A 23642-nucleotide genomic window follows, 5' to 3' on the forward strand; every position below is an offset into this window, starting at 1 on the left:
TCACGGTGGCCGACCGCGTCGGCGCGGCCCTCACTGGAGACCGCCGAGGTATCGCGCGTACACGCGGTGCTCGCCGCCGACCGTACGGGATTTGGCCTCGAACGATCCGGGAGGAGCGTAGGCGCGTAACTTCCCCGAACGGATCGCCTGGGCCGCGGAAGCGGCGCGAGTGGTCGTGGCCTTGCGCTGGACGACTGCCCACTCGTCCGGTCTCGCCCGTAATTCCTCGGCGATGTAGTTGTGTTCAGACTTGCCGGTCGGTGGCGGGCCGATGAAATCGACGCTCACGTTCTCGTGACTCCTCGTGCGTACTGCTGCTCTGTAACCGGACCGAGACAGCAGGGCAGGGAGGGCCTGCCGGGGCTGCGAGTAGCAAGCTCATCGCTGTCTTGTTTTCGCGACAGCGGCAACGTTATGTCTGGACCAAGTGTTCGTCAACGCAGTTCAAGGGCGTGCGGCCTGGGGTGATGGCTGCTTGAATGTGCCCGTTCGCGTAACGCGACAAGAACGGAGATGAGAACGTGTGGGAGTCTGGAACCCCGTTTGCTGACCTTGTGCGAGACGCGGCCGAGGGGACGACGTACCGCAAGATGGCCGAGCATGCGGTCGACCCGAGAACCGAATATCGGGCGTCACATCAGACGCTTTGGAAGATCGGCAGTGGCGAGGCGGTCAAGATTCAGCCCCGACTGGTGCGCGCGGTCGCCGCCGCGGTGGCGGAGGTTGACAGGGGGCGGAAGGGGGGCGAGGCGTCGCCTGTCGAGGTCTGGCTGCGCAGGGTGCAGATAGCCGCGGCGCAGCAGTACATCGGACTCATGGCAGACGATGCGATCGGCGCGAGTGAGGCCGACGCCGCGGTCGTCGTGGCGCACGTCCCGGGTGTGACGGCTGCGGACATGCCTCGCGTTCAAGAGCTATTGCGGCATTGGGCGGCCGGTGACAAGAGGGAACTATCCGGCGGGGTGGACGGTTCGGAGGGTTAGGCGCGTGACCTGTGGTGGTCGTGTGGGTAATGTGTGAAGGCCCTTGCCTCGGGCATATGTTCGAGGGGGGCTCGTACTCACAGAGGGGGGCCTCTTGATCACCGTCACCCGTACCCGACTCGACGACGGCACGCCGGCGGTTGTCCGCGCGACCGCCGACAGACTCGACATCGCGCTCGATGACCGGCACATCACCCCTGTGGGTGCCATAGCCCTGGAAAGCGCGCTCAATGGCCTCGCCCCCGGTTCCGGCCATCAGCCGACAGCGGACGGTGGGAAGAGCTAGGGCTGACAGCACGCGCAGGGGCCGCGCGGCAGGACACCGCGCGGCCCTTTGTCGTGAACCTCTCTGCTTACTCGCCAGCCTCGTTCGTGCCGGGCTCAAGCCCCCGCCCGCCGTTCGAATGGGCAGGTCGATCAGCCGTTTCGTGTGGCCGACGTGTGGCCGGACCGCTCTGGAGCGGGTGACACGCCTTGACACTCGGCCAGTCGTCGAAGCGCTTTGACCTGCATGTTCTGTGCTTCCGTGGCACTGGCTGATACCCCCCAACATGAACGATCTTGAGCTCGTAATGCGTAGGTCAAGGGTTCGATTCCCTTAGGCGGCTCCACTGGAACCCCAGCCCGGACAGTGTCCGGGCTGGGGTTCTTCGTATCAGTGGATACGGCGGCGGCGCCGTGCGTGGGCTGTGCGGCTGTCGGTGGTCTCAGTTCTGGTCTCAGTTGCGGCCTTCTGCTGGGTCATGAAGGCATCTCCCGTGCGGCGCATGGCGTCCTTCGAGAGGGTGGACCGGTCCTGTCTGCGCCACACCCGCTACCGGCCCCGGGTGCTGATCCCCGGATTACCTTGGGCGGCTCGGCGAGAAGCCCAGCCCGGGCCGGGGCCGGGCTGGGCTTCTTTGGGTTTTCGGGGGTTCAGTTGTTGATGGGGGGCTTGGTGGACCAGGCGGTCAGGGAGAGGGTGCCGTTGTCGAGGTCCTGGTTGAAGGCCACCGTGCTGTGGGAGTTGCTGCCCGTCGGGGAGATCTGCAGGTACTTCGCGTGGGCGGTTCCGGCGCCGGTGGTGGTCCACACCAGGTCGGCCCAGGCGCTCTTGCCCGGGGCGAGGGTGATCGGGTGGGTGCCGGGGTCGGTGGCGAAGTAGGTGCTGCCGTGGCGGGCGGTGGTCTTGATGGCGGTGTGGCCGGCGCCCTCCAGGGCGAGCCCGGCGTAGCCGCTGATCACGCAGGTCTCGTCGCCGGTGTTCGTCACCTTCAGGAAGGTGCCCCGGTGGTTCATCTCCGCCTGGGAGGTGCCGGCGGAGTCCAGGGCCCCCCGCAGCGTGCCCGGCTGGCATTCGGAGGTCGCCTGGGCCTTGTCGGCGCCCGAGCCCAGGGTCGCTGCCTGCTTGTCGGTCTTGTTGCCCGCCTGGCTTTGGATCGAGGCGTCCGACTGCGACGACTTCGAGGAGGAGCTCCCCTTGGCGTCGGACGAGGAGTCGTTGCTCCCGCAGGCGGTGAGGGCGACGGCCGAGGCGGCGGCGATCAGTACGGCCGCACCGGCCTTACGGATGCGGCGGTTGAGAATGTGGTGCGACATAACGACCCCCATGGGCTTCTGGTTTGTGCGGTTCCTGCTCACGCACCATCCATGGTGTCGGCCGCCGCTGGCGTTCCCTTAACGGTCGCTGCCGATCCGCTAACGCCTGACTAACGCCCGCCGTCACCGCTCCGGTGGGGTCCAGTCGGCCACGAGGTCCAGGAGGCCGGGGAAGCGGGCGTTGAGGTCGGCGATGCGGACGTGGCTGCGGCGCTCCAGGCCGTATTGGCGCTGGCGGGTGATGCCTGCCTCGCGGAGGGCCTTGAAGTGGTGGGTGAGGGAGGACTTGGGACGGTCGAGGCCGAACCAGCCGCAGGTGTGATCGAACTTCTCCGATTCGAGAAGGAGTTTGCGCACGATGCGGAGGCGGAGCGGATCGCTCAGCGCCGCCAGGACCGTCTCCAGGCGGATGTCCGCCACGGCCGGTTCCGGGAGCGGGGGCGGGAGATCCGGGGGTTCGGTGAGTGCCTTGATGGCGGGGCGTCCGTTTTCGGTTGTCCGGGGGGTCATGGGGGGTCCTGTGGGTCCTCGGTGCGCGGCTCTTCGGTGTGCGGCTCTTTGTACGAGTCCAATCGTACTGCATGCTAAGTTCGACTCAAGTCGTATTAAGTGTTTGCCGGGAGGAGCTGTCGTGGTGGGGAGTCGGGCGGGGGCGGTATCGGGTGTGCGGGAGGCCGACGGAGGGGCCGGTGGCGTCGCCACCCGGTGGGTGTGGACCGCCGCGTGGCCGGTGACCGCGGTGTTCGTCCTGTCGAACGCGGCCACGCCGCTGTATGTGCGGTGGCAGCGCGAGATCGGGTTCTCCAAGGGCACCCTGACGGTGATCTTCGCCTGCTACATCGTCGGGCTGCTCGGTTCGCTGCTGGTATCGGGCGTGGTCTCGGACCGGGTGGGGCGGAAGCCCGTGCTGCTGCCCGCGCTCGGGCTCGCGCTGGCGGCGTGTGCGATCTTCGCGAGTGCGTCGGGCGTGGCCGCGCTGATCGTGGCGCGGCTGTTCAGCGGGATCGCGGTCGGCGCCGTCGTCTCCGCCGGAATGGCGGCGGTGACCGATGTGGCCGGGCCGGAGCGGCGGCGGCTGGCGGCACTGCTGGCCTCGTGCGCCATGGTGTTCGGGGCCGGGCTGGGGCCGTTGCTCGCGGGGGTGTTGGGCGAGGGCGTGTTCGTCCTGGAGGCGGTGCTGCTGGTGGCGGCGGTCCTGGTCGTGGTGCGGATGCCGTTGCGTGGCCCTTCCGCCGCGTCTGCGCAGTCCGTGTCCGTGAGGTCCGTGTCCGCGCAGTCCGCGTCTGTGCAGTCCGTGCCCGCGAGCGGTGCCTGGGCGCGGGTTCCCGGGGTGCCTCGGGGGAGTGGTGGGGAACTGCTCAGGGGGATCGCCGTCTTCGCGCCCGGCATCACCGCCACCTCCTTCGTGCTTTCCCTCGGGCCGTCGCTGCTCTCGGGGTTGCTGGACACCACAAGCCCGGTGGTCGCGGGGGCGATGGCCTTCGTGATGTTCCTCACCGCGACCGGTGCGCAGTTCGCGGTCCAGCGGCTGGACCGGCGGACGATCCTCCTCGCCGGTGCCGTCAGTACGACGATCGGCATGGGTGTGCTCATCGCCGCCGTCCGCGCCTCCTCCGTGCCGCTGCTCGTCGCCGCCGCGCTGCTGGCCGGGGCGGGGCAGGGGATGGGGCAGCTCGGTGGGTTGTCGCTGCTCAACTCCAGCGTTCCGCCGAGCCGTCTGGCGGAGGCCAACGCGGCGCTCAACGTCGGCGGCTATGTGCCCGCGGGCGTACTGCCGGTAACGGCGGGTTACCTGAGCGACGCGGTGGGGCTGACGGCGGGGGCGACCGCCTTCGGGGCGGTGCTCATGGCATTGGCCCTCGTCGGGGGTCTGGTGGTCCTCGCCGGCCCGCCGTCCGCCCGAAGGAAAGAGGCATGAGGGCATGGAGGGTGGGTAGACGGGACCCCAATCAGCCTATGCATGCAGCCGATACAGGGAGTGCGACGGTGAACGACACGGCACCCGCGACGATGTCGATGCTGACAGCAGCGGAAGCTGAGCAGGCACATGACGTTCGCGTAAGTGACATCGCAGTGAATGGAGTTGAGACCGCCGGCCCCGTCGATCTGCCCACGGTTGACGATCCGGCGAAGGTGGCGCCCAAGGACGCGCGGGCGCTGACCAAGACGTTCCTGGATCGGCTGACGGAGCTGGAGGAGGGGACGCACGAGTACCAGTACGTGCGGAACACCCTCATCGAGCTCAATCTGTCGCTGGTCCGGTACGCCGCCCGGCGGTTCCACAACCGCTCGGTGGAGATGGAGGACATCGTCCAGGTCGGCACCATTGGGCTGATCAAGGCGATCGACCGGTTCGACCTGAGCCGTGAGGTGGAGTTCACGACCTTCGCGGTTCCGTACATCGTCGGCGAGATCAAGCGGTTCTTCCGCGACACCAGCTGGGCGGTGCATGTCCCCCGCCGGCTCCAGGAGTTGCGGATCGACCTCGCCAAGGCGAACGAGGAGCTGTTCCAGCGGCTGGACCGGTCGCCCACCACGGCCGAGCTCGCGGAGCATCTGCGGCTGAGCGAGGACGAGGTCGTCGACGGACTGGTGGCCAGCAACGGCTATCTCACCACCTCGCTGGACGCGCCCGCGGACCAGGAGGGCGGCGCCGCGCGCGTGACCACGTACGCGGACCGGTTCGGCGACGTCGACCCGGCCATGGAGGCCGTGGAGAACCTGCACGCACTCAAGCCGCTGGTGGAGCAGCTCGGTGAGCGGGACCGGCGCATTCTGCAGATGCGGTTCGGCGAGGAAATGACGCAGTCGGAGATCGGCACGGAGCTCGGCGTCTCCCAGATGCATGTCTCCCGGCTGCTCAGCCGTGCGCTCGGCCGACTGCGGCGCGGGATGCTCACCGAGGGGTAGGCCCGCTCCGAGGGGTAGGCCCCGCTCCGAGGGGTAGGCCCGATCACAACAGAACACGACCGAAGGGGCCCGGCCGGAGATTTCTCCGGCCGGGCCCCTTCGGTCCGCGCTGAGGTTTATCTGTACCGTCTTCGGGTTACCAGCGGTACCACCGTCCTCGCCGCCCGCCGACTGTCGGCCGGGCGATGAAGCCGATCAGCCAGACGGCGAGCACGATGACCGCGATCCACCACAGAGCCTTCAGGGCGAATCCGGCGCCGAAGAGCAGCAGAGCGAGTAGAAGAACGACAAGCAGGGGGACCATGATTACCAACCTCCTCGCCGCGCCGGGTACCCCTTCGGGAATCCGGCACACCTGATCAATTCATGCTGTTTCGAACACTCGGTTACTCCGGGTGGCCGGATGGCGTGGCGTCCCACGGTGAGCGGAGGCAGGCTGGAAGGGCAGAGGTCAGAGGGTGATACGTCATGATCCAGCCAGCCGATATCCGTGAGTGGCGCGACCAGGATGTCGTCGATGAGCAGGGCCGCAAGATCGGGGTGCTCGAGGCGATCTACGTGGCCACGTCCACCGACGAACCCGCCATGGCCACCGTCCGCACCGGACTGCCCACCCGTCACCGTCTGGTGTTCGTCCCCGTGGACGACGCGGTGGTCGGGCCGGGCTATGTGAAGGTCTCCTACGCGCGGTCGCTGGTGAAGAAGGCACCCGCGCTCGGCGTGGACGATGTGCTGCCCGCGGAGCAGGAGGGGGCGATCTTCCAGCACTACGGGAAGACGTACCAGTCGGGTCCGGGCGGCGGGCGGCAGCTCGCACGCCGCTGACGGCCGAGGACGCTTGACGATCGAGGAGAGGTGTCGGCGGTGGCGCTCTTCCTGTTCCTGGTGATCGTGGCCATCGTGCTCGGCCTCATCGGCTGGGTGGTGCACGGGCTGGGCTATCTGCTGGTCATCGGCGTGGTGGTGCTGGTGGTCGACATCGTCCTCGGGCTGGTGCGGCTGGCGCGGAGGCCCCGGGGGCGCCGGATCCGATGACGGGACGCGCCGAGGCCCGCGTCCCCTTCGGGACGCATGCCATCCCGTACGCCCCCGGCACGCTCCGGCCCTCCTGCGACGGTGACCCGGCGGCGGCCGACCGGCGGGTCCTGGACCACTACGAGCTGTGGAAGGCGTACTTCCTGCGGTCGGGCGACGAGGTGGGCGGCCCGGGGCGGTGCGCGGTGTTCACCCCCGACGCGGCGCACCCGTTCGTGGCCGAGGCCCAGGGCTACGGACTGGTGATCACCGCGCTGATGGCGGGCGCCGACCCCGACGCCCGCACACTTTTCGACGGCATCCTCCGGCATGTCCTGGCCCACCCCTCCGTGAACCACCCCGATCTGCACGCCGCCCAGCAGGACGCCGAGGGCCGGGACGTCGGCGGACGGGACTCGGCGACCGACGGCGACCTCGACATCGCGTACGGACTGCTGCTCGCGGCCCGGCAGTGGGGCAGCGGCCACAGCAGCCATAGCGGTCATAGCAGCCACAGCAGCTACAGCAGCTACAGCAGTCACAGCGGCTACGACGACTACGGCGGCTACGACTACGAGGCGCTCGCGGTACGGCGGATCGACGCCGTCATGGAGTGCGAGGTGCACCCCACCACCCGGCTGACCAAGCTCGGCGACTGGTCCTCGGGCCGCTATGACGAGGTCTCCCGTACGTCGGACTGGATGCCGGACCACTTCCGGGCGTTCCGGGCGGCCACGGGCGATCCGCGGTGGGACGAGGCGCTGGACGCGCAGCTGTCGCTGGCCGGGGCGCTGCGCGCCCGCCATGCCCCGGCCACCGGGCTGCTCCCCGACTTCGTCGTGGACACCACGTCCGGCGAGCCGGGGCCCGCGCCGGGCCAGGTCCTGGAGAGCCCGCACGACGGCGACTACCACTGGAACGCCTGCCGCACCCCCTGGCGGCTCGGCGCCGACGCGGTGACCAGCGGCGACACACGCACTCGGGCGGCCGCGCGCGGGCTCAGCCGCTGGGCGAGGGCGGCGACGGGCGGTGATCCAGGGCGGATCCGGAGCGGGTACCGGCTCGACGGCACGGCCTATGGGGACCCGGGCTCGCCCGCCTTCTTCGCGCCCTTCGCGGTCGCCGCGCTGACGGAGGGCGAGGACGGCTCAGGGGCCGAAGGGGCGCAGGGCTGGCTGGACGCGCTGTGGACGCGGATGTGCGCCTCCCCGCCCGATCCGGCCCGCGCCTACGAGGCGGGGGTGCGGCTCCAGTCGATGCTGGTGGTCAGCCACAACTACTGGGTGCCGTAGGCGCGACGACGGTCTCGCACAGCGACTCCAGGGCGTCCCGCGCCGGGGAGTCGGGCAGCGTGGACAGGGCCGCGCGGGCGGCGTCGGCCTGACGGGCGGTCTCCTCGCGGGCCCGGTCCAGGACCGGATGGGTGCGCAGCCGCGCCACCGCCTCCGCGTGCCCCGCCCGCTCGGCGGGCCCGGTGAGCAGCTCGTACAGCTCCCGGTCCGTGGGGCCCGTGGGGCCCGTGGGGCCCGCTGGGTTCGCGACCCGTGCCAGCAGCAGGACGGGCAGGGTGGGGCGGCGGGCGGTGGGGGTCGCCACCTCGTCGGCGAGATGGCTCGCCACGCCCAGCCGTTCGCCGTACCGCGCGAGGGCGTCCGCGACGCTCGGGTCCGCGCCCGAGGCCAGCGCGCCCAGCCGTCCGGAGACGGCGGTCAGCGAGCCGGTCCGGCTCGCCAGTACGTCCAGATGGTGCTCGACGGGGTCGCGGCCGTCGCGCGGTCCGGTCGTCTCCAGGATCTGGCCGGTGACCTGCCGCCGGAACGCCTGGGCCTGGATCCGTACGGCCTCCGGCCCCAGGTCGGCCAGGATGTGCGAGGCGCGGGCGAAGAGGAAGTCGCCGGTGAGCACCGCCACCGTGTTGTCCCAGTTGGCGTCCGGGCGCGGGGCGTCGCGCCGTACGGCCGCCTCGTCCCGGACGTCGTCGTGGTAGTGCGTGGCCAGATGGGTCAGTTCGACGACCACGGCGGCGGGCACCACGCCCGGGGCGCCGGGGTCGCCGAACCGCGCCGCCAGCAGCACCAGCAGCGGCCGGAGCCGTCGCCCGGCCGTGCGCGTCAGCTCCCGCGCGGCCTCGGTGATGAACGGCACATCGCTCTTGGTGGCCCGCAACAGGCCCTCTTCCACCGCCGCTTGACCGGCCCGGAGGCCGTCCGTCAGCGCGTGGTCCCGCACGGTCGGCTGCATGAACAGAAATGTCTCATATGTCGTCAGTGGCGAGGTTGAGGGCGTGTCATCGGCGGCCGGTTTCAGGACGTCGTCGGCAGGTGGTCTCAGGGCGATGGATCAGGAGTCCGGCGCGGCCGGGATCCTGGCCCGGATGCGGCTTCCCTGGCCGGGGCGGCTGTCCACGTTGAGCGTGCCGCCCACCTCGCGGGCCCGCTCCCGCATGGAGAGCAGCCCGAGATGGCCGGGGAAGGAGCCCTTGCAGTCGAAGCCCACGCCGTCGTCGGCGACCGTCAAGGTGACGGCGCCCGGTTCGTTGAGCAGATGGAGCCGTACGTTCCGGGCCTGCGAATGCTTGGCGACGTTGTGCAGCGACTCCTGGGCGATCCGGTACAGGGCGTGCTTGGCCTCCGGTGTGGTCTCCGGTTCGGCGTCCAGCTTCGCCTCGGTGGCGATCCCGTACCGGGCCCGGAGCGTCTCGACATGCTGGGTGAGCGCGGCGACCAGGCCCTCGGTCTCCAGCGATTCGGGCCGCAGCCGGCAGAGCAGGGTCCGGGTCTCGGCGATCGCGGCGTCCGCGAGCCGCCGTATGTACTCGATGGGCTCGGCGAGTTCGGCCAGCTCGGCGAGGTCCACGACCTCCCCGGCGGTCTCGTGTCCCGCCACCGGACCGATCCGATCCGGTGGTTCCGCATGACTCGCCGCCCCGGTCCGGCCCTCCACCGGCTCCGCGCTGTCGAGGTCGCGCTCCAGCATCTCGCGGGCGGTACGGGCGCCCAGCGCGATGCCGTAGAGCGCCTGTGAGACCGAGTCGTGGAGCTCGCGCGAGATGCGATGCCGCTCCTCGTGGACGGCCTTGTCCTGGGTGGCCGCCCGCTGCCGGTCGTTTTCCACCGCGCAGGACGCATGCCCCGCGATCACCTCCAGGAGGGTGATGTCCGCCTCGCCGGGGTCGCGGCCGGGCGGGAAGTGGCAGCACATCGCGCCGATCGCGGTGGATTCGCGCAGCAGCGGCCAGGCCGCCACCGCGCCCCGCGCGGGGCCCTCGCCGTCCGCGCCGGTACGGCCGCCGCCGTGGATGACGGGCGCGGCCCCGCCGATCGCCTCCAGCGCCGGTTTGCGCGACGGCGGGGTGTGGCCGTGGCCGCCGCCCACCAGGCGCAGATTGGCCGACGGGCCGGGTTCCAGTAGATAGACCGTGCAGCTCGCGGCGCCGGTGCGGGCAACCGCGCCCGCGGCCAGGGAGTCCAGGGTCCGCCGTACGCAGGGCCCGGAGGAACGGGGGAACAGCGAGGGGCCGGACGAACCCCAAGGCGAACCGGAGGGCCCAGCGAACCCCGAAGGCCCAGCGGCCCCGGCGAACCCCGAAGGCCCAGAGGACCCCAATGCCCCTGACGCCCCGGCGTACACCGAAGGCCCCGCGGCCCCCGACGATCCCGAAGCCTCCGGAAGCCCCGACGACCCCGAAGGCCCCGACGACCCCAAGGAGAACCCCCCGGAACCGTTGGTGCCCGGTCCGGCCGCCGCTGACGCCAGCCGCCGCAGATTCTCCCGGTGCCGGATCTGGGCGACCGCATGGCCCGCGGCCGTCGCGAAGAGCCGCACGGTGCTCACATCGGCGTGGGTGAGCCGGCGCCCGCCGCCGCGGTTCGCCACTTCGATCACCCCCACCGGGTGGCCGCGCACCAGCAGCGGCGCGTCCAGCACCGAGGCCGGGACCGCGTGCCGGGGGTCCCGGCCGCGCCGGCGCGGCCGCCGTTCGTCGCCGGAGACCGTGGGCCGTCCGGCGCGGATCGCCTGGCGGGCGGGGGAGGAGCCGCCGGGTGTCAGGGGGCCGCTCGGCGCGGTCCACGGAGCGCCGTCGGTGGCCCGTATCGTCAGGACGTCGCCCGGCTCCAGCACCATCACCCGGGCCATATCGGCGCCCAGGAGCTCCCGCACCCGGCGGGCGATCAGCCGGAGCGTGGCGTCGGCGGTCTCGCCCGCCAGGATGTGTTGGGTGACCTCGGCGAGCGCGGTGGCGCTCCGTCTCCGCCGGGTCGGGGTCCACCGTGTACTGATCACGCCGACCACCACTGCTCCCTCGTCGTCGACTCCACTGCTTCCGGAGGGGTGAGCTCACCCGCGGGCACCAGGCCGGACTGCACCGCGTAGACCGCCGCCTGGGTCCGGCTGTGCACCCCGAGCTTGGTCAGGATGTGGCTCACATACGTCTTCACCGTCTGCTGGCCGATCCGCAGATCGTGGGCGATCTCCTTGTTGGCCTTGCCGCGCGCGAGCATGGTCAGCACCTCGGTCTCCCGCTCGGTGAGCTGCTCCGGGCCGCTTGGCTCCCTGACCTGGCCCATCAGCCGGGAGATCGCGGCGGGGGAGACATGGATCTGGCCCGCGGCCGCGGCCTTCACCGCGTTGCGGAGGTCGTCGGCCTCGGCGTTCTTCAGCAGGAAGCCGATGGCGCCCGCCCGGACCGCGCCCATGACCATGGCGTCGTCGAGGGAGCTGGTCAGCGCCACCACCTCGACCTCGGGAAGGTCCTGGCGGATCTCCGCCGTGGCGGATACGCCGTCCATCACCGGCATCAGCAGGTCCATCAGGACGACGTCTGGGCACAGCTCCCGGGCCAGCCGCACGGCTTCCCGGCCGTTGGTCGTCTCGCCGACCACCTTGATGTCGTTGTCGAGGCCAAGGATCATGCGCAGGCCCTGCCGGACCACCGCATGGTCGTCTGCGATCAGCACGCGAAGTGCCACTTGGTTCACCTGCCCATGGAGTACCCCGCCGCACGAGCGGAGACATACGCGGAAACGGTCGCGATCAGCGGTTCGAAGAGGGGGAGGGCCAGCAGGACGAGGACGCCCGCCGCCCATCCGCCCAGGACGTCACTCACCCAGTGGGTGCCCAGATAGACGGTGGTCAGACCGACGCCGACGGCCATCACGCAGGCGACCAGTGCGCCCGTCCGCCGGTGGTGACCGGCGAGATAGGCGAGGGTGCCCCAGACGACGACGGCGTTGGCGGCGTGACCGGAGGGGAAGACCATGCCGCCGTGGAAGAGCTCGGCGGACCCGGGGGTCCGGGCCTCGTACGGGCCCAGCCGCCCGGTGAGGACCTTGACGGCGCCGACGCTCACGTTGAGCAGCAGCAGCGCCACGCCCAGAACCAGCGGCGGACGGAGGCTCCGGGTCCGGCCGCCGCGCCAGAGGGCCCAGGCCAGGGCGGCCAGGGCGGTGGGGCCGCGCTGGCCCGTGATGACGAAGGCGTCCAGCGCCGGCCGGACCCGCGGCCACTGTTCGTACGGCTTGAACAGGGCCACCTGCCAGTCGAACCGGACCAGCTGCGAGCCGGTGAGGACGGCCGTGAGGACCGCCGCGTAACAGGCGGCGGCCATCAGGAAGGCGATCGTGTGCCCGCGGCTCAGCGGGCATCGGATCCGTCCAGGGACTCGCATGGGGAGGGAACCCGTCTCGATGGCTCCGCGATTCCATCCGAAGGGGGATTTTCTGCCCCATTCGGCCCCGGCCGCGCCCCCGGCCGCCCCGCCCCAGGTGGTCCCGCCCCCGTCCGTACGCCCCAGCCCGTAGGCCCTCGTCCGTATAGCCCCGTTCGTATAGCCAGCCCCGTCCGTACGGGCCCCATCCGTACGGGCCCGTCCAGTGGACCCGTACGGCGAAACGCGAACAGCCCCCGCACCACGGGGGCCACCGCCGTACCGGAGGCGGACACGGGTCAGCTCAGCCCGGCACTCACTCCTCCGGCCCCTCCGGCTGCGCGGGCTTGAAGCCGAATTCGGCGGCCTTCGCGACCGCCTCCAGCTGCGAGCGCGCCTCCAGCTTCTCCAGGATCCGGCGCACATGCGTGCGCACCGTGGCGTAGCTGATGCTCAGCCGCTCCGCGACGGCCCGGTTGTCCAGGCCGTGGCTCATCAACGTGAGGATCTCCTGCTCGCGCGGGGTCAGGCTGTCCAGGCGCTCGGTCTGCTCGGCGGTGGACCGCGCGTCCTCGCGGTGCCGCGCCAGCACCTCCACCAGCGTGCTGGCCGGGATGAGGGTCTCGCCCTCGGCGGCCGAGCGGATGGCGGAGGCGATCTCGTCGCCGCTCGCCGACTTCAGCAGATAGCCGCAGGCGCCCGCCTCCACGGCGGCCAGCAGCGCCGAGTCGCTGGCGTCGGCGCTGAGGATCACGATGGCGACGGACGGGTCATGGGCCCGGATGCCGCCGGCCGCGTCGGCCCCGGTGCCGTCGGGCAGCCGGAAGTCGACCAGCGCCACATCGGGCTTCATCTCCTTGGCCATCGGCACGGTCTCGGCGACCGAGTCGGCCCAGCCGACCACCGTCAGGTCCGAGTACTCGGCCAGCAGGGCCCACAGCCCCTCGGCCACCACCCGGTGGTCCTCGACGATCAGCACCTTCGTCAATTCGGGAGGTGCGGTCACGGCTGCGGGTCCCCTTCGGGGGAGTCGGGGGTGGCGAGCGGCGTGTCCGGCGGAGTGCCGAGCGGCACCCAGAACTCCACGGTGGTGCCGGAGCCGGGTTCGCTCTCGATCCGGCACCAGCCGCCCGCGATCTGGGCCCGCTCCTGGATCAGGGAGAGCCCGAGGTGGCCGGGGCGGGACTCCACCTCGAGCGGGTTGTAGCCCTCGCCGTCGTCGACGATCCGCACCAGGCAGCCGTCGTCGAGCCCGAGCAGCTGTACGTGGACCGTCTTGGCGTGGGCGTGCTTGCGCACGTTCACCAGCGCTTCCTGGGCGGTCCGGTAGATCAGCGCCATCGTCTCGGCCGGGGGGTGGGCGGTGAGCCGGTCCTCCAGCCGGTAGGTGACGCCGGTCTCGGTGCGTATCTGTTCCAGCAGGCCGCGCAGCGCCCCGGCCAGACAGCCGTGCTCCAGGCTGGACGGCCGCAGGTCGAAGATCAGCTGGCGCAGCCGGCTGAGCGAGAGCTTCAGGGTCTCGTCCAGCTTGTCCATCACCCGCTGCTCGTCCGGGTCCCGCAGCCGCCGGCGCAGCTGCTGGAGGCGGAGGCTGGCAGCGGTGATCACCTGGATGGTGTCGTCGTGGATGTCGGCGGCGATCCGGCCGCGCTCGGCCTCCTGGGCGTGGACCAGATGGCTGAGCAGCGCCTGGCGGTCGCGGTCGGTGACCTCCAGCAGCTCCAGGCTGCGCTCCAGGACGAACTGGGCGCGCTGCACCTCGGTGATGTCGCGGATGGTCAGGACGGTGAGCAGGCCCTCCTCCGTGCGCAGCGGGCTGATGCTGACGTCGGCGGGGAACTGCTTGGCGTCGCTGCGCCGCCCGACCAGCTCCATGCTGTGGCCGACCGGCTCCTCGACGCTGTCGTCCCATTCGCGCAGCGAGACGGTGAGCGGCTGGTCGGGCAGCAGCGCCTCCACGGCCCGGCCGATCAGATGGTCGCGGTCGTAGCCGAAGAGCGCCTCGGTGCGGTGGTTGGCCGCCTGGATCCGGCCGCTGGTGTCCACGATCAGCATCGCGTCCGGGGAGGACTCGATGAGCTGGCGGAACCGGCTCTCGGCCGCCCGCAGCTGGCTGAGGTCGGCGACGAAGACCACCCCGCGGGGCTGCCGGCCCTGCAGATGGCCGCCGCTGAACTGGGCGGGGAACTCGCTGCCGTCGCGGCGGCGGCCGCTCATCGCGGACGGTGTGGTGAAGACCCGGCCGATCAGCTGCTCGGAGGCGGTGCGGTAGCGCTCGGGGACGAGGTCCCGCAGCCGCTTGTCGCGCAGCTCCGCCGATCCGTAGCCGAACATGTGCCGGATGTGGGCGTTGGCGTACTCGATCCGGCCGCGCGGGCCGACCACGAGCACTCCGCAGGGCGCGTGGCTCAGCAGCTCCAGATACGAGTCCTCCAGCCGGTTGCCGACCAGGTCCTCGAACCGCCAGGAGGCGCGCTCGGCGCGGCGCAGCGGTTCGGCGCAGTCGGCGAGCAGCTCAGCGGACATGCTGAACTGATCGCGGGCGGCCCGGATGATCGCCTCGAGGATCTCCTCGGCGGGGGTGCCCTTGACCAGATAGCCGCTGGCCCCGACGGCGAGCATGTTCAGCACGGTCTCGCGTTCGCCGTGGGCGGAAAGCGCCACCACCCGGGCCCCGGGGACCTGGTCGCGGATGGCCCGGACGCTGCTGGGGGCGTCGCCCCGGGGCATGTGCACATCCATGATCACGACCTGCGGGCGGTGGTCCACCGCCGCGCGCACGGCCTGCTCATGGTTGATGGCCAGGCCCACCAGCTCCAGGTCCGGGTGGGAGTCGATGAGGTCGGCGAGCGCCTCGCGGACGGCCGGGTCGTCATCGGCCACCACAACGGCGATCCGGTTGTCGCCCATCGCTACCCACCTCCCTTGAGGACGGCGCCCTGCAGCTCGCGGGGCTCGAGTTCATCGCGCCGGCAGTGCGCCAGCGACGGCATGACCGCGGCCAGCGGCGCGACCAGCACGTTGTAGTGGCTTCCGATGCGGTCGCAGACGGCCACCGCGGTCGCGGCGTCCCAGACCGCGGCCCAGAAGGCCCAGTCGTGTTTCTTGTGGTTCCGCGCGGCGTCCAGGGCGGCCCGGCGCGCCACCGAGGCGGCGACCAGGATCCGGTACCGCTCCTCGGGCGTGGTGGTGCGGTGGACCACTGCCCAGCCCTCGGCGCGGGTCTGGCTGGACGTCTGCTTCCACAGATCGGCCACCCGGTCGATCTCCTCCGGGGAGAGGTCCTCGATGTGGGTCAGGAATTGTAGGACTCTTCGTGAGTTAGGGCCGAAAACTACGCTCATAGGACACTCCAGGACGCATGGTACATCTACGGAACTGGTGAGCCGCCCGGGTGAGCCGCCCCACGGCCGTCGGCGGCCGCTCGCTCCCTGGAACGTGGGCCTGTTTTCCCGCCGCGTCCGCCGCGTCCGCCGCGTCCGCCGCGTCCGCCGCTTCCCGCCGCTTTCCGGCGGACGGCACGGCACGGCCCGGCCCACGTTCTCCCTCGGCGCCACTCGCGGTCCCTAATCCCCGCGGCCCTGCGACATGTTGATGCTCGCCCTGGCGACGCCACCGCTCTTCTGGCCGATGAGCTGGAAGGACACACCGCTCTCATCCGCCGGAGTGATCTTGTACGAGCCCACGGCCGCCGCCTTGCCCCGGCTGTCCACCTGGAAGGTCCCGATCTTGCGCTGGGCCTTCGAGCCCGAACCGGCGTAGGCGGTCACCGTCTCGCCCGGGGCGAACCCCGCGACATAGAAGCTGAGCGTGGTGCCCGCCCTGCCGCCGAAGGCGCTGGGCTCGGCGGACGGGCTGTACGGCAGCACGGTGAAGCCCGAGCGGACCACGGCCCGGCTCTGGTCGCCGATCGCCATCAGCGTCTGCCGCCCCTTGAGGCCGAACGGCACGTTGAACGCCACGTCGCGGATCTGGCCCATGCCGTTCGCCTGGGCGGTGAAGGCCGGGAGGCCGCCGGTGGAGTTGATGTAGACCAGCACCCGCTCGCCGGGCGCGAACTTGTTGGCGGACAGCGTGATCCGCTGGCCGGCCTTGAGCGCGTACGGCTTGGACTTCATCGACGGGTACATGGCCAGCATCTGGAAGGGCGCGGTGGCCGTGGTCTTGCTGCGCTTGCCCACCAGGACCAGGGTGCTGGAGCCGGTCGGGGCCACGCCCACCTTGATCGCCGCGTGGGCGACGCCGCCGCTGCCGTCGGTGTGCAGCGTGGTGACGGGGATGCCGGTGGTCCGGCCCCAGAAGACGTCGATCGGCTCACCCGGGCGGAAGCCGCGGGCGGAGACCGTCACCACGTCACCGGGGCGGCCCACCATCTTGTTGATCTTGGCGGTGCCGACGGCGCCACCGGTGATCACCTTGGCCTCCGCCGTCTTGCTGCTGCCGCGCTGCTGGGCGACGAGCGTCGCGGGCCGGTTGCCCGCGGTATCGGGCATGGTGAACCGGGCGTAGATCGACCCGAACCGGTCCGAGCGCACACTGCCGATGGCGCGGCCCTTGGTGTCCGACTTCCGGGCCTTGATCAGGATGTCCACGGTGGCCTTCTTGTCGAAGCCACCGCCCTCGACCGCGGCGCTGCCGCCGGGGGTGACCAGGCCCGGGTTGATCACGATGATCGGGCCGGACGCCTGGGGGACCCGCTGATTGCCCAGCTTGATGGTCTTGGGCTGCTTGGGTGGGCGTATCTCCTGCTCCTGCCGGGAGTGCTGCTCCTTCTTCGGGGCGCCGCCGCCTCCGCTGCCGGTGGTGTTCAGGGCGCCTCCGAAGCCGCCGCGCGCGACCACCTGGACGAGCGATCCGACGATCGCGAAGACCACGAGTGCGAGCAGGACGGTCTTCCAGGTGAGCTTTTTCTTCTTCTCACCGTCGGGAGTGTGCTCCTCGTCGAGGGTGTTTTCCTCGTCGGGGATTTCCTCCTCGTCGAGGATGTCCTCCTCCTCGGGGATTTCCTCGTCGTCGAGGATGTCCTCCTCGTCGGGGATGTTCTCCTCGTTCTCGGGATAATCCCTGTCCTCCGGAACGTCCCAGTCGTCGTCGTACTGAGGCATGGCCTTCACCTCCTCTTCCCATGGCTACTGCACACGGTAGATTTCCAGCTTGATATTGCCCTCGGTTACCGACCAGACGCGGTCGGAATTTCGCAGCGCCTGGAGGATCCAGTTCTCCCGGCCGTCGGAATTGTTGAGCATCATGGATCTGCGCATCTTGTTCGACAAGATGATGTAGTCCACGTTCTGCCATCTCTTCTTGAACAGTTTTTCGCGGACATCCGGGTCGGACGAGGCGTTCCAGTGGGAATGCGCGTACGGGTAGAACGGGCGCACATCGTGCAGTTCACCCCACAGGTCGTCGTCCATGATGATGCGCGAATTCGGCGGTATGTGCTTGCGCACCCAGGCGATCTGAGCATGCTGCATTCCGGTGAGATTGATCTTCGACTGGTACTGGTCGGCGATCTGCGTATGGCCCTCGGTATTGGTGTGGACGAGATATCCGGAGGCTGGTGAGGCCAGTAGCAGAATGGCCACGAACGACGGCACGGCGACCCGGGTCACAGAATGCGCGCCGCGCATGAACCGATTGGCGAACGTGCCCTTGAGCAGCCGGTCCGTCACCATGCCGAGGTTGAGCGCGAGCATCGGGATCAGCGGGGTGACATAGAAGTCCAGCACCACGCTGCCGCGCACCAGATAGAAGGCGTATCCGAGGGCCAGCGTCCCGGCGATCAGAAAGCCCAGATTGCGCCTGCGGTCCCGCATGCCGATCCACAGGCACATCACCATCGCGCACACCCCGGCGATCAGCAGGAACTTGTCCCGGACCAGCCAGCTGGTCTGGAGCAGACCGGTGTGGCTGAAGAGGATGCCCTGGCTACGGTTGAGCTGCCACCACAGGGTGTAGAGCAGTGAGACATGGTCGGCGGGCGGGTTGTTCAGGTCGAAGTCGAAACCGCTCGGCAGCAGCTCGTTCTTGAGCAGTGCGTAGGTCACATAGGCGCCGATCGGGGTGGCCGCGGCGAACGGCCAGAGGGTGCTGGTGAACCGGCTGCTGGCCGACCCCTTGACCCTTCGGTAGAGCAGATACATGAAGCTGGGCACGAAGAAGATCGCGTTCTCCTTGGTGATCAGCGCGATCCCCAGCGCCAGCCCGCCACCGAACACCGATCTGATCGTGACTTCCCGCCTGAGCAGCATGAACAGGCTCAGCAGCAGCCAGAGCATCATCAGGTTGTCCAGCAGGACCTGCCGCTGGAAGTACACCGCGATCGGCGAGACGTTGAAGAGGAACGCGGTGACGGTGGCGGCCAGCACACTGCCGGACAGCCGCCGGGCGACCTCGAACAGCAGATAGACGGCGGCGACATGCACCAGCAGCATCAGGAACCGTCCGGTGTTGATCGCGTTCCCGAAGGTCTCGAACTGCTTCGGCAGCGGGAAGACCCACCCGGCCAGGGTGATCCAGCCCAGCGGGGCGTGGTCGTAGTCGTAGGTGTACGGGGACAGGCTGGTCTCCCGCACCAGCGACCACGCCCGCTGCATGTAGATGCCCTCGTCGGTGAGGTAGAGGGGGTAGCGGAACAGGTGGTAGCCGTGGGTGAGCAGCCCGGTCAGCAGGGAGGCGACCAGGGCGATCCTGCCCTTGTTCCCCAGCGGCGGGAACCAGCCGCGCTCCACGGAGAACCGCGGGCGACGGCGCGGACGTCGCGCGGGGGGCTCTGCGCCCTTGGCCGCCGCGGTGCCCTTGCCCGCTCCGGCGTTCTTGCTCGTCGCGGTCTTCTTGTTCGCCGCGGTGCTCTTGCTCGTCGCGGTCTTCTTGCTTGTCGCGGTCTTCTTGTTCGCCGCGGTCTTCCGGCCTTCCGCGCCGACGGCCGCCGGCCGCGAGGGCGTGGTGTTATCCGACACGCGACTCCGCCTCCTCGGTGGTGGCCCGGTGGGCGCCTACGTGCTGTGTCTTCTCCCAGTCATGGCGGCCGAGCATCTCTCGCCGCATGGCCCGCAGCGCGGCGTACGCCAGCACCATCTGGAAGGGGAACCAGGCGATGGCCATGCGCACGAGCGCCTTCGGCGAGGCTTCGAGGCCGTGGGCGCTGGTGAACTCGTACAGACCGACCGCCTGGACCAGAAAGTGCGCGGCCAGCAGCAGTACGGGCAGATAGGAGCAGAGCGCGATCAGCACCGGCACCTTGAGGATCAGAATCATGCCGAGCGAGATCGGCAGATAGATGCCCAACAGCGCCTGCCCGCGCGGGAACGCCAGGACGTAGAAGGCGAGCCAGCGCTGTTTGCGCGTCGGCATCTTCTTCCAGGTGCCCTTCTTCAGGGTCTGCATGAAGCCCTGGCTCCAGCGGGTGCGCTGGCGGATGAAGTGGCCGAGGGTCGGCGGGGTCTCCTCCTTGGTCACATACCGGTCGTCGTAGACCACGCGCACCCGCTCGCCCATGGCGGATATCCGCAGTCCCATGTCGGCGTCCTCGGTGAGGTTGCGGTCGTCCCAGCCGCCGAGCCGCAGCAGCAGCTCACGGGCGAAGAAGACGGTGTTGCCGCCGAGCGGGATCGAGCCGTAGTGGGCGTGGTAGTGCAGCCGGCTCTTGAACCAGAAGAAGTACTCCAGGACGTTGAGCGTCGAGTACCAGTTGGACTCGTAGTTCATCAGCTGCACACCGGCCTGGACCACCTTGACCTTCTCCTGGACCATCACGGTGTTCACCAGGGAGAAGATCTCGGGGTGGATGTCGTCCTCCGCGTCGAAGATCGTCACCACTTGGTTGGCGGTGTGCGGAAGGGCCGTGTTGAGGCCGTGCGGCTTGTTGATCGGCTTGTCGTCGAACACCACGACCCGCACATTGCGCAGGCCCTTCCGCTTCAGGTCGTCGATCTTCTCCTCGGCCTTTTTGATCGTGCCGTCGTCGTCCTGTGAGCAGATCACGAAGACCTCCAGCAGTTCGGCCGGATAGTTGGCCCGCACCACGCGCTCGATGGTGCTCTGGATGACGTCTTCCTCATGCCGGGCGGGCAGCAGGACACTGAAGGAGATCTGGGGCGGCAGGAATTCATCCGGCGCCCGGGCCTTCCGTTCGGCGTCCGCCCGGTCCCAGGTGTAGAGCATGAGATAGAGAACATGGGCCGACTGCACGGTGAGCAGGATCGAGACCACGATCAGCACCAGGTAGACGATGGCGACAATCATCGGCTCCGCCTCCCCCAGACCCAGCTGGTACTCGACGCGAAGTTGACCGCGAAAGCCGCCGCGATGCCGAGGCCGTTCGCCAACAGCAGATGCATTCCGGTGCGCACCAGTGACCAGACGATGAGCACATTGACCCCGAGCCCGCCCAGGACCGAGACATTGAACTTGATGAATCGTCCGAGTGATGGCGTGGCCACCGCGAAGGTCCACCGGTCGTTCAGCAGGTAGTTGTGAACGACGGCGATTTCCACGGCTATTGACGACGCCGCCAGCAGCGGCAGTCCGGCCCAGTGATAGAGGATGAAGAGGACCACCGTGTTCACGATCACACCGCCCCCGCCGACCACCGCGAAACGCAGGGCCAGACCGGGCATGCCCGCCATCGGGTTCCGGACCTGGCGGACTCGGAACAGCATTCCGGCCCGCCTGCGGGCATTACGGTCGGTGCTGTCCGCCTCTTCGCCCGGCTCTCCGGTGCGCTCGCTGAACGTTCGGAAACGCTGCATCGCGACTCCCTCGGCAGGAGGCTCTTATCGCCGTTGACCCAAGAGTGCGTCACCCGAAAAGGAGGTAGTACCCGCGCTCGGGGGAGCGGGTGGTACACCTTCGGCGGACCCCTCCTATCCCCCGTATTGGGGAGAGCCGGGGCCGGGGTATAACGGACGGTCCCCCAAAGAAGGGACGGGACGCTCACCCTCTCGCGGGTGCCAGTACCTGCGGGGGATGCCCAAAGATGAAATGGGCCGGACGGCCTTGCGTCCCGTGCGAGGAGAGTAGGTGACGTAATGTCAGGTCACGTGATGTCACGCCATCCATTCGCCGGCCGGGCCGGAGCGGTCATCGCCGTGATGACACTCGCACTGGCCACGCCGGCTGCGGCAAGTGATTCCGATTCCAGTGGGCTGCACGATTCCAGTGGGCTGCGCGATTCCGGTGGACTGCGCGATTCCGGTGGGCTGCGCGATTCCGGTGGGCTGCACGATTCCGAATGGGCGCTGACCGCGCTCAAGGCGGAGCGCGCCTGGAAAATCAGCAAAGGCGCCGGAGTGACCGTGGCGGTCATCGGCACCGGGGTCGACGCCTCCCATCCGGATCTGCGCGGCCGCGTGGTCCGCGGAAAGGATTTCGCGGGCGGCACCGGCGGCTTCGGCACCCGGGACGGCGGCAAGGCGGCCGAGCAGTCCACCCACGCCGCCGGAATCATCGCCGGCACCGGCCGCAATTACCGCGGCGACGGGGTGTACGGGCTCGCGCCCAAGGCCAAGGTGATGCCGCTCGGCGTCTACCGCGACGGAAAGCCCCTCGCCGATCCCACCGCGAAGGCCATCCGGCACGCGGTGGACCATGGCGTGCGCGTCATCGACCTGGCCGTCGACTTCAAGCGGCCGACCCCCGCACTGCGGTCCGCGGTGAAGTACGCCGTCGGCAAGGACGCCGTGATCGTGGCTGGCGCGGGCGACAACGGCAAGATCGGCAACCGGCCCACCTACCCGGCCGCCCTCCCCGGAGTGGTCGCCGTGGTGGCCACCGACAAGAAGGGCGCCGTCTGGACCTCCTCCCATCACGGCGGGAAGACCCTCCTGGCCGCCCCCGGCGTCGCCATCCTCACCACCTCCGGCGACAACGACTACTGGACCGGCGACGGCACCGGCTTCGCGGCGCCCTGGGTCGCGGCGGGAGCCGCGCTGCTGCGCTCGGAGCATCCCCGCTGGAACGCCAACCAGGTGGTCCAGAAGCTGATCGACACGGCCGACCGCAAGGGCTCCTCGGGCCATGACCCGCGCTACGGGTACGGGGTGATCGCCCCGGCCAAGGCGCTGGCGGACCGGGCCGCGCCCCCCGCCTCGGCCGAGCTCTCCGCGCCCCGCCGCCATCCGTCCACCACCCCGGACGCCGCCGCCCCCAAAACCGAGGGGGATGAATCCGCCCTGGTCACGATAGGTGTGGTGGCCGGAGTCCTGGTGGTGCTCGCGATCCTGGCGGTGGTGCTGATCAGCCGCCGCAGGCCGCCCGACAACTCCCACCGCGGCTGAGGCCGGGCAGGACTCGCCATGATCACGAAACTGTGCGGCCGCGACCGCGGCCCCCGCCCGCCGGCGCGTGCCCGCACCTCCCGGTGGGCGGGGCGGGGCGTCGCCCAGCTGATCGTGATGGTGCTGGTGGTCGAGGTGGTGATGGCGGCGACCACCGTGCAGGCCCTGTTCGTGGGCCCGGTGCGGCCGCCCGCCACCAGGCCGTCGCTCCCCGTGGCCAAACCGTTCTTCCCGGCCACGACCCGCTTCTACGTCGACCCCCACAACCCGGCCGCGACCTGGGTACGGGACCATCAGCACGACCGGCGGGCGGCGGCCATCGCCCGGCGGATCGCCGCCGAGCCCCAGGCCGCCTGGCTCACCGAGACCAATGAGTCCCTGATCGAGGAGCGGGCCCGCAACCTCGTCCGCACCGCCGCCGCCCAGCGACGGCTGCCGGTGCTCGTCCCGTACACCATCCCCCAGCGCGACTGCCAGCAGCTGAGCTCCGGCGGCGCCGGGGACACGGCCGCCTACCGGCGCTGGAGCGACGCCCTCACCCGGGGCATAGGGGACGGGCGCGCCATCGTCATCCTCGAACCGGACGCGCTGGCCCATATGAGCTGCCTCAAGCGGCGGCAGCAGGCGGATCGGTTCGCGGCGCTGGCGTACGCGGCGCGGGCGCTCCAGCGGGGCGCGCCAAGGGCCCGGGTCTACTACGACGCCGGGAACTCCGGATGGCAGCCCGCGCGGACCATGGCCGAGCGGCTGCGGCGCGCCGGTATAGAGCGGTACGGGGACGGGATAGCGGTCAACGTCTCCAACTTCAACGCCACCGCCGACGAGGTGCGCTACGGGCTGTCGGTGATCCGGGAGCTGCGCCGGCCCCGGCTGGGGGTCGTGGTGGACACCAGCCGTAACGGGGCGGGTCCCACGCGTAACCACACCTTCTGCGATCCGCCGGGCCGCAAGCTGGGCAGGCCCCCCACCGCCGCCACGGGCATCCCCGGGGTCGATGCCTTCCTGTGGGTCAAGCAGCCGGGCCAGGCGGACGGGTGTGCCGCCGGTGCGGGGATGTTCGTCCCCCGCTACGCGTACCGGCTGACGCGCTGACGCTCCGCCCTCCTCCGGCCCCTCCTGGTGCGTGCCCGGCGGACCTGGGCGCCTGCGGCGGGCCACGCGGCGGAGCCGCATATCGGTGCTTCCCCCTACCCGCCCCTTCCCACAACTGGGGCTCCGCCCCAGACCCCGCTC

General features: G+C 70.2%; 24 protein-coding genes. 9 read left to right on the forward strand and 15 right to left on the reverse strand.

The window, feature by feature from the left end; translation table 11 throughout:
• Positions 1-30: 30 nt before the first annotated feature.
• Positions 31-288, reverse strand: coding sequence for a hypothetical protein (locus LIV37_RS27185; protein WP_020870295.1), 258 nt, complete (start codon positions 286-288; stop codon positions 31-33).
• A gap of 302 nt (positions 289-590) precedes the next feature.
• Here LIV37_RS27185 and LIV37_RS27190 point away from each other — a divergent pair, with 302 nt between their 5' ends.
• On the forward strand, positions 591-983 hold the full coding sequence (locus tag LIV37_RS27190; RefSeq protein WP_254807120.1) for a hypothetical protein: 393 nt from the start codon (positions 591-593) through the stop codon (positions 981-983).
• 94 nt (positions 984-1077) lie between these two features.
• A complete protein-coding gene (locus LIV37_RS27195) occupies positions 1078-1269 on the forward strand; it encodes a hypothetical protein (RefSeq protein WP_020870297.1) in 192 nt (63 codons plus the stop codon).
• A 629-nt stretch (positions 1270-1898) separates the two neighbouring features.
• Here LIV37_RS27195 and LIV37_RS27200 read toward each other — a convergent pair.
• Complete coding sequence (locus LIV37_RS27200; RefSeq protein WP_020870298.1) at positions 1899-2561, reverse strand: DUF4232 domain-containing protein; 663 nt, start codon at positions 2559-2561, stop codon at positions 1899-1901.
• Between the two features lie 123 nt (positions 2562-2684).
• Complete coding sequence (locus tag LIV37_RS27205; RefSeq protein WP_020870299.1) at positions 2685-3071, reverse strand: ArsR/SmtB family transcription factor; 387 nt, start codon at positions 3069-3071, stop codon at positions 2685-2687.
• Between the two features lie 121 nt (positions 3072-3192).
• On the opposite strand from LIV37_RS27205, the gene LIV37_RS27210 reads away from it, so the two are divergent.
• Both LIV37_RS27210 and LIV37_RS27215 read left to right on the forward strand, forming a co-directional pair.
• Complete coding sequence (locus LIV37_RS27210; RefSeq protein ID WP_425507076.1) at positions 3193-4479, forward strand: MFS transporter; 1287 nt, start codon at positions 3193-3195, stop codon at positions 4477-4479.
• 92 nt (positions 4480-4571) lie between these two features.
• A complete protein-coding gene (locus LIV37_RS27215) occupies positions 4572-5471 on the forward strand; it encodes an RNA polymerase sigma factor SigF (protein ID WP_167525853.1) in 900 nt (299 codons plus the stop codon).
• Positions 5472-5607: 136 nt separating this feature from the next.
• Here the strand turns inward: LIV37_RS27215 and LIV37_RS27220 are convergent, their stop codons facing one another.
• Complete coding sequence (locus LIV37_RS27220; RefSeq protein ID WP_020870302.1) at positions 5608-5775, reverse strand: hypothetical protein; 168 nt, start codon at positions 5773-5775, stop codon at positions 5608-5610.
• A gap of 164 nt (positions 5776-5939) precedes the next feature.
• On the opposite strand from LIV37_RS27220, the gene LIV37_RS27225 reads away from it, so the two are divergent.
• The 3 genes from LIV37_RS27225 to LIV37_RS27235 are packed head-to-tail and all read left to right on the forward strand — an operon-like array spanning position 5940 to position 7777.
• The gene (locus tag LIV37_RS27225) at positions 5940-6296 is read left to right on the forward strand and encodes a PRC-barrel domain-containing protein (RefSeq protein ID WP_020870303.1); all 357 of its coding nucleotides are present in this window, start codon (positions 5940-5942) and stop codon (positions 6294-6296) included.
• Between the two features lie 39 nt (positions 6297-6335).
• Positions 6336-6506 (forward strand): hypothetical protein, encoded by a 171-nt coding sequence (locus LIV37_RS27230; RefSeq protein WP_167525792.1) that lies wholly within the window; start codon positions 6336-6338, stop codon positions 6504-6506.
• Positions 6503-7777, forward strand: a complete 1275-nt coding sequence (locus tag LIV37_RS27235) for a glycosyl hydrolase family 8 (RefSeq protein ID WP_020870305.1) — start codon at positions 6503-6505, stop codon at positions 7775-7777. The genes LIV37_RS27230 and LIV37_RS27235 overlap by 4 nt, the downstream gene beginning before the upstream one ends.
• Here the strand turns inward: LIV37_RS27235 and LIV37_RS27240 are convergent.
• The 11 genes from LIV37_RS27240 to LIV37_RS27300 form a co-directional block, all read right to left on the reverse strand.
• The gene (locus LIV37_RS27240; RefSeq protein WP_020870306.1) at positions 7752-8726 is read right to left on the reverse strand and encodes a polyprenyl synthetase family protein; all 975 of its coding nucleotides are present in this window, start codon (positions 8724-8726) and stop codon (positions 7752-7754) included. The genes LIV37_RS27235 and LIV37_RS27240 overlap by 26 nt on opposite strands.
• 99 nt (positions 8727-8825) lie before the next feature.
• Positions 8826-10769 (reverse strand): GAF domain-containing protein, encoded by a 1944-nt coding sequence (locus tag LIV37_RS51805; protein WP_158634883.1) that lies wholly within the window; start codon positions 10767-10769, stop codon positions 8826-8828.
• Positions 10766-11455, reverse strand: coding sequence for a response regulator (locus tag LIV37_RS27260; RefSeq protein ID WP_037955385.1), 690 nt, complete (start codon positions 11453-11455; stop codon positions 10766-10768). The genes LIV37_RS51805 and LIV37_RS27260 overlap by 4 nt, the downstream gene beginning before the upstream one ends.
• A 5-nt stretch (positions 11456-11460) precedes the next feature.
• Entirely contained in the window at positions 11461-12093 is a 633-nt protein-coding gene (locus tag LIV37_RS27265) for a phosphatase PAP2 family protein (RefSeq protein ID WP_020870309.1), read from the reverse strand.
• A gap of 355 nt (positions 12094-12448) precedes the next feature.
• Positions 12449-13138, reverse strand: a complete 690-nt coding sequence (locus LIV37_RS27270) for a response regulator (RefSeq protein WP_121824454.1) — start codon at positions 13136-13138, stop codon at positions 12449-12451.
• Positions 13135-15042: a PAS domain S-box protein gene (locus LIV37_RS27275; protein ID WP_020870311.1), complete on the reverse strand. Its 1908-nt coding sequence runs from the start codon at positions 15040-15042 to the stop codon at positions 13135-13137. The genes LIV37_RS27270 and LIV37_RS27275 overlap by 4 nt, the downstream gene beginning before the upstream one ends.
• Before the next feature lie 2 nt (positions 15043-15044).
• Positions 15045-15476 (reverse strand): hypothetical protein, encoded by a 432-nt coding sequence (locus tag LIV37_RS27280; RefSeq protein ID WP_044573182.1) that lies wholly within the window; start codon positions 15474-15476, stop codon positions 15045-15047.
• Between the two features lie 222 nt (positions 15477-15698).
• On the reverse strand, positions 15699-17237 hold the full coding sequence (locus LIV37_RS27285) for a hypothetical protein (protein ID WP_020870313.1): 1539 nt from the start codon (positions 17235-17237) through the stop codon (positions 15699-15701).
• Positions 17238-17261: 24 nt separating this feature from the next.
• On the reverse strand, positions 17262-19091 hold the full coding sequence (locus LIV37_RS27290) for a glycosyltransferase family 39 protein (RefSeq protein WP_020870314.1): 1830 nt from the start codon (positions 19089-19091) through the stop codon (positions 17262-17264).
• Positions 19081-20376: a glycosyltransferase gene (locus LIV37_RS27295; protein ID WP_020870315.1), complete on the reverse strand. Its 1296-nt coding sequence runs from the start codon at positions 20374-20376 to the stop codon at positions 19081-19083. The genes LIV37_RS27290 and LIV37_RS27295 overlap by 11 nt, the downstream gene beginning before the upstream one ends.
• Complete coding sequence (locus LIV37_RS27300) at positions 20373-20882, reverse strand: GtrA family protein (protein ID WP_020870316.1); 510 nt, start codon at positions 20880-20882, stop codon at positions 20373-20375. The genes LIV37_RS27295 and LIV37_RS27300 overlap by 4 nt, the downstream gene beginning before the upstream one ends.
• 294 nt (positions 20883-21176) lie before the next feature.
• Between LIV37_RS27300 and LIV37_RS27305 the strand changes: the two genes are divergently transcribed.
• Together LIV37_RS27305 and LIV37_RS27310 are read left to right on the forward strand one after the other, a co-directional pair.
• Positions 21177-22409, forward strand: coding sequence for a S8 family serine peptidase (locus LIV37_RS27305; RefSeq protein ID WP_020870317.1), 1233 nt, complete (start codon positions 21177-21179; stop codon positions 22407-22409).
• Positions 22410-22427: 18 nt separating this feature from the next.
• On the forward strand, positions 22428-23501 hold the full coding sequence (locus LIV37_RS27310; RefSeq protein ID WP_020870318.1) for a glycoside hydrolase family 6 protein: 1074 nt from the start codon (positions 22428-22430) through the stop codon (positions 23499-23501).
• Positions 23502-23642: the final 141 nt, after the last annotated feature.

It is taken from the genome of Streptomyces rapamycinicus NRRL 5491 (assembly GCF_024298965.1).
GTDB lineage: Bacteria > Actinomycetota > Actinomycetes > Streptomycetales > Streptomycetaceae > Streptomyces > Streptomyces rapamycinicus.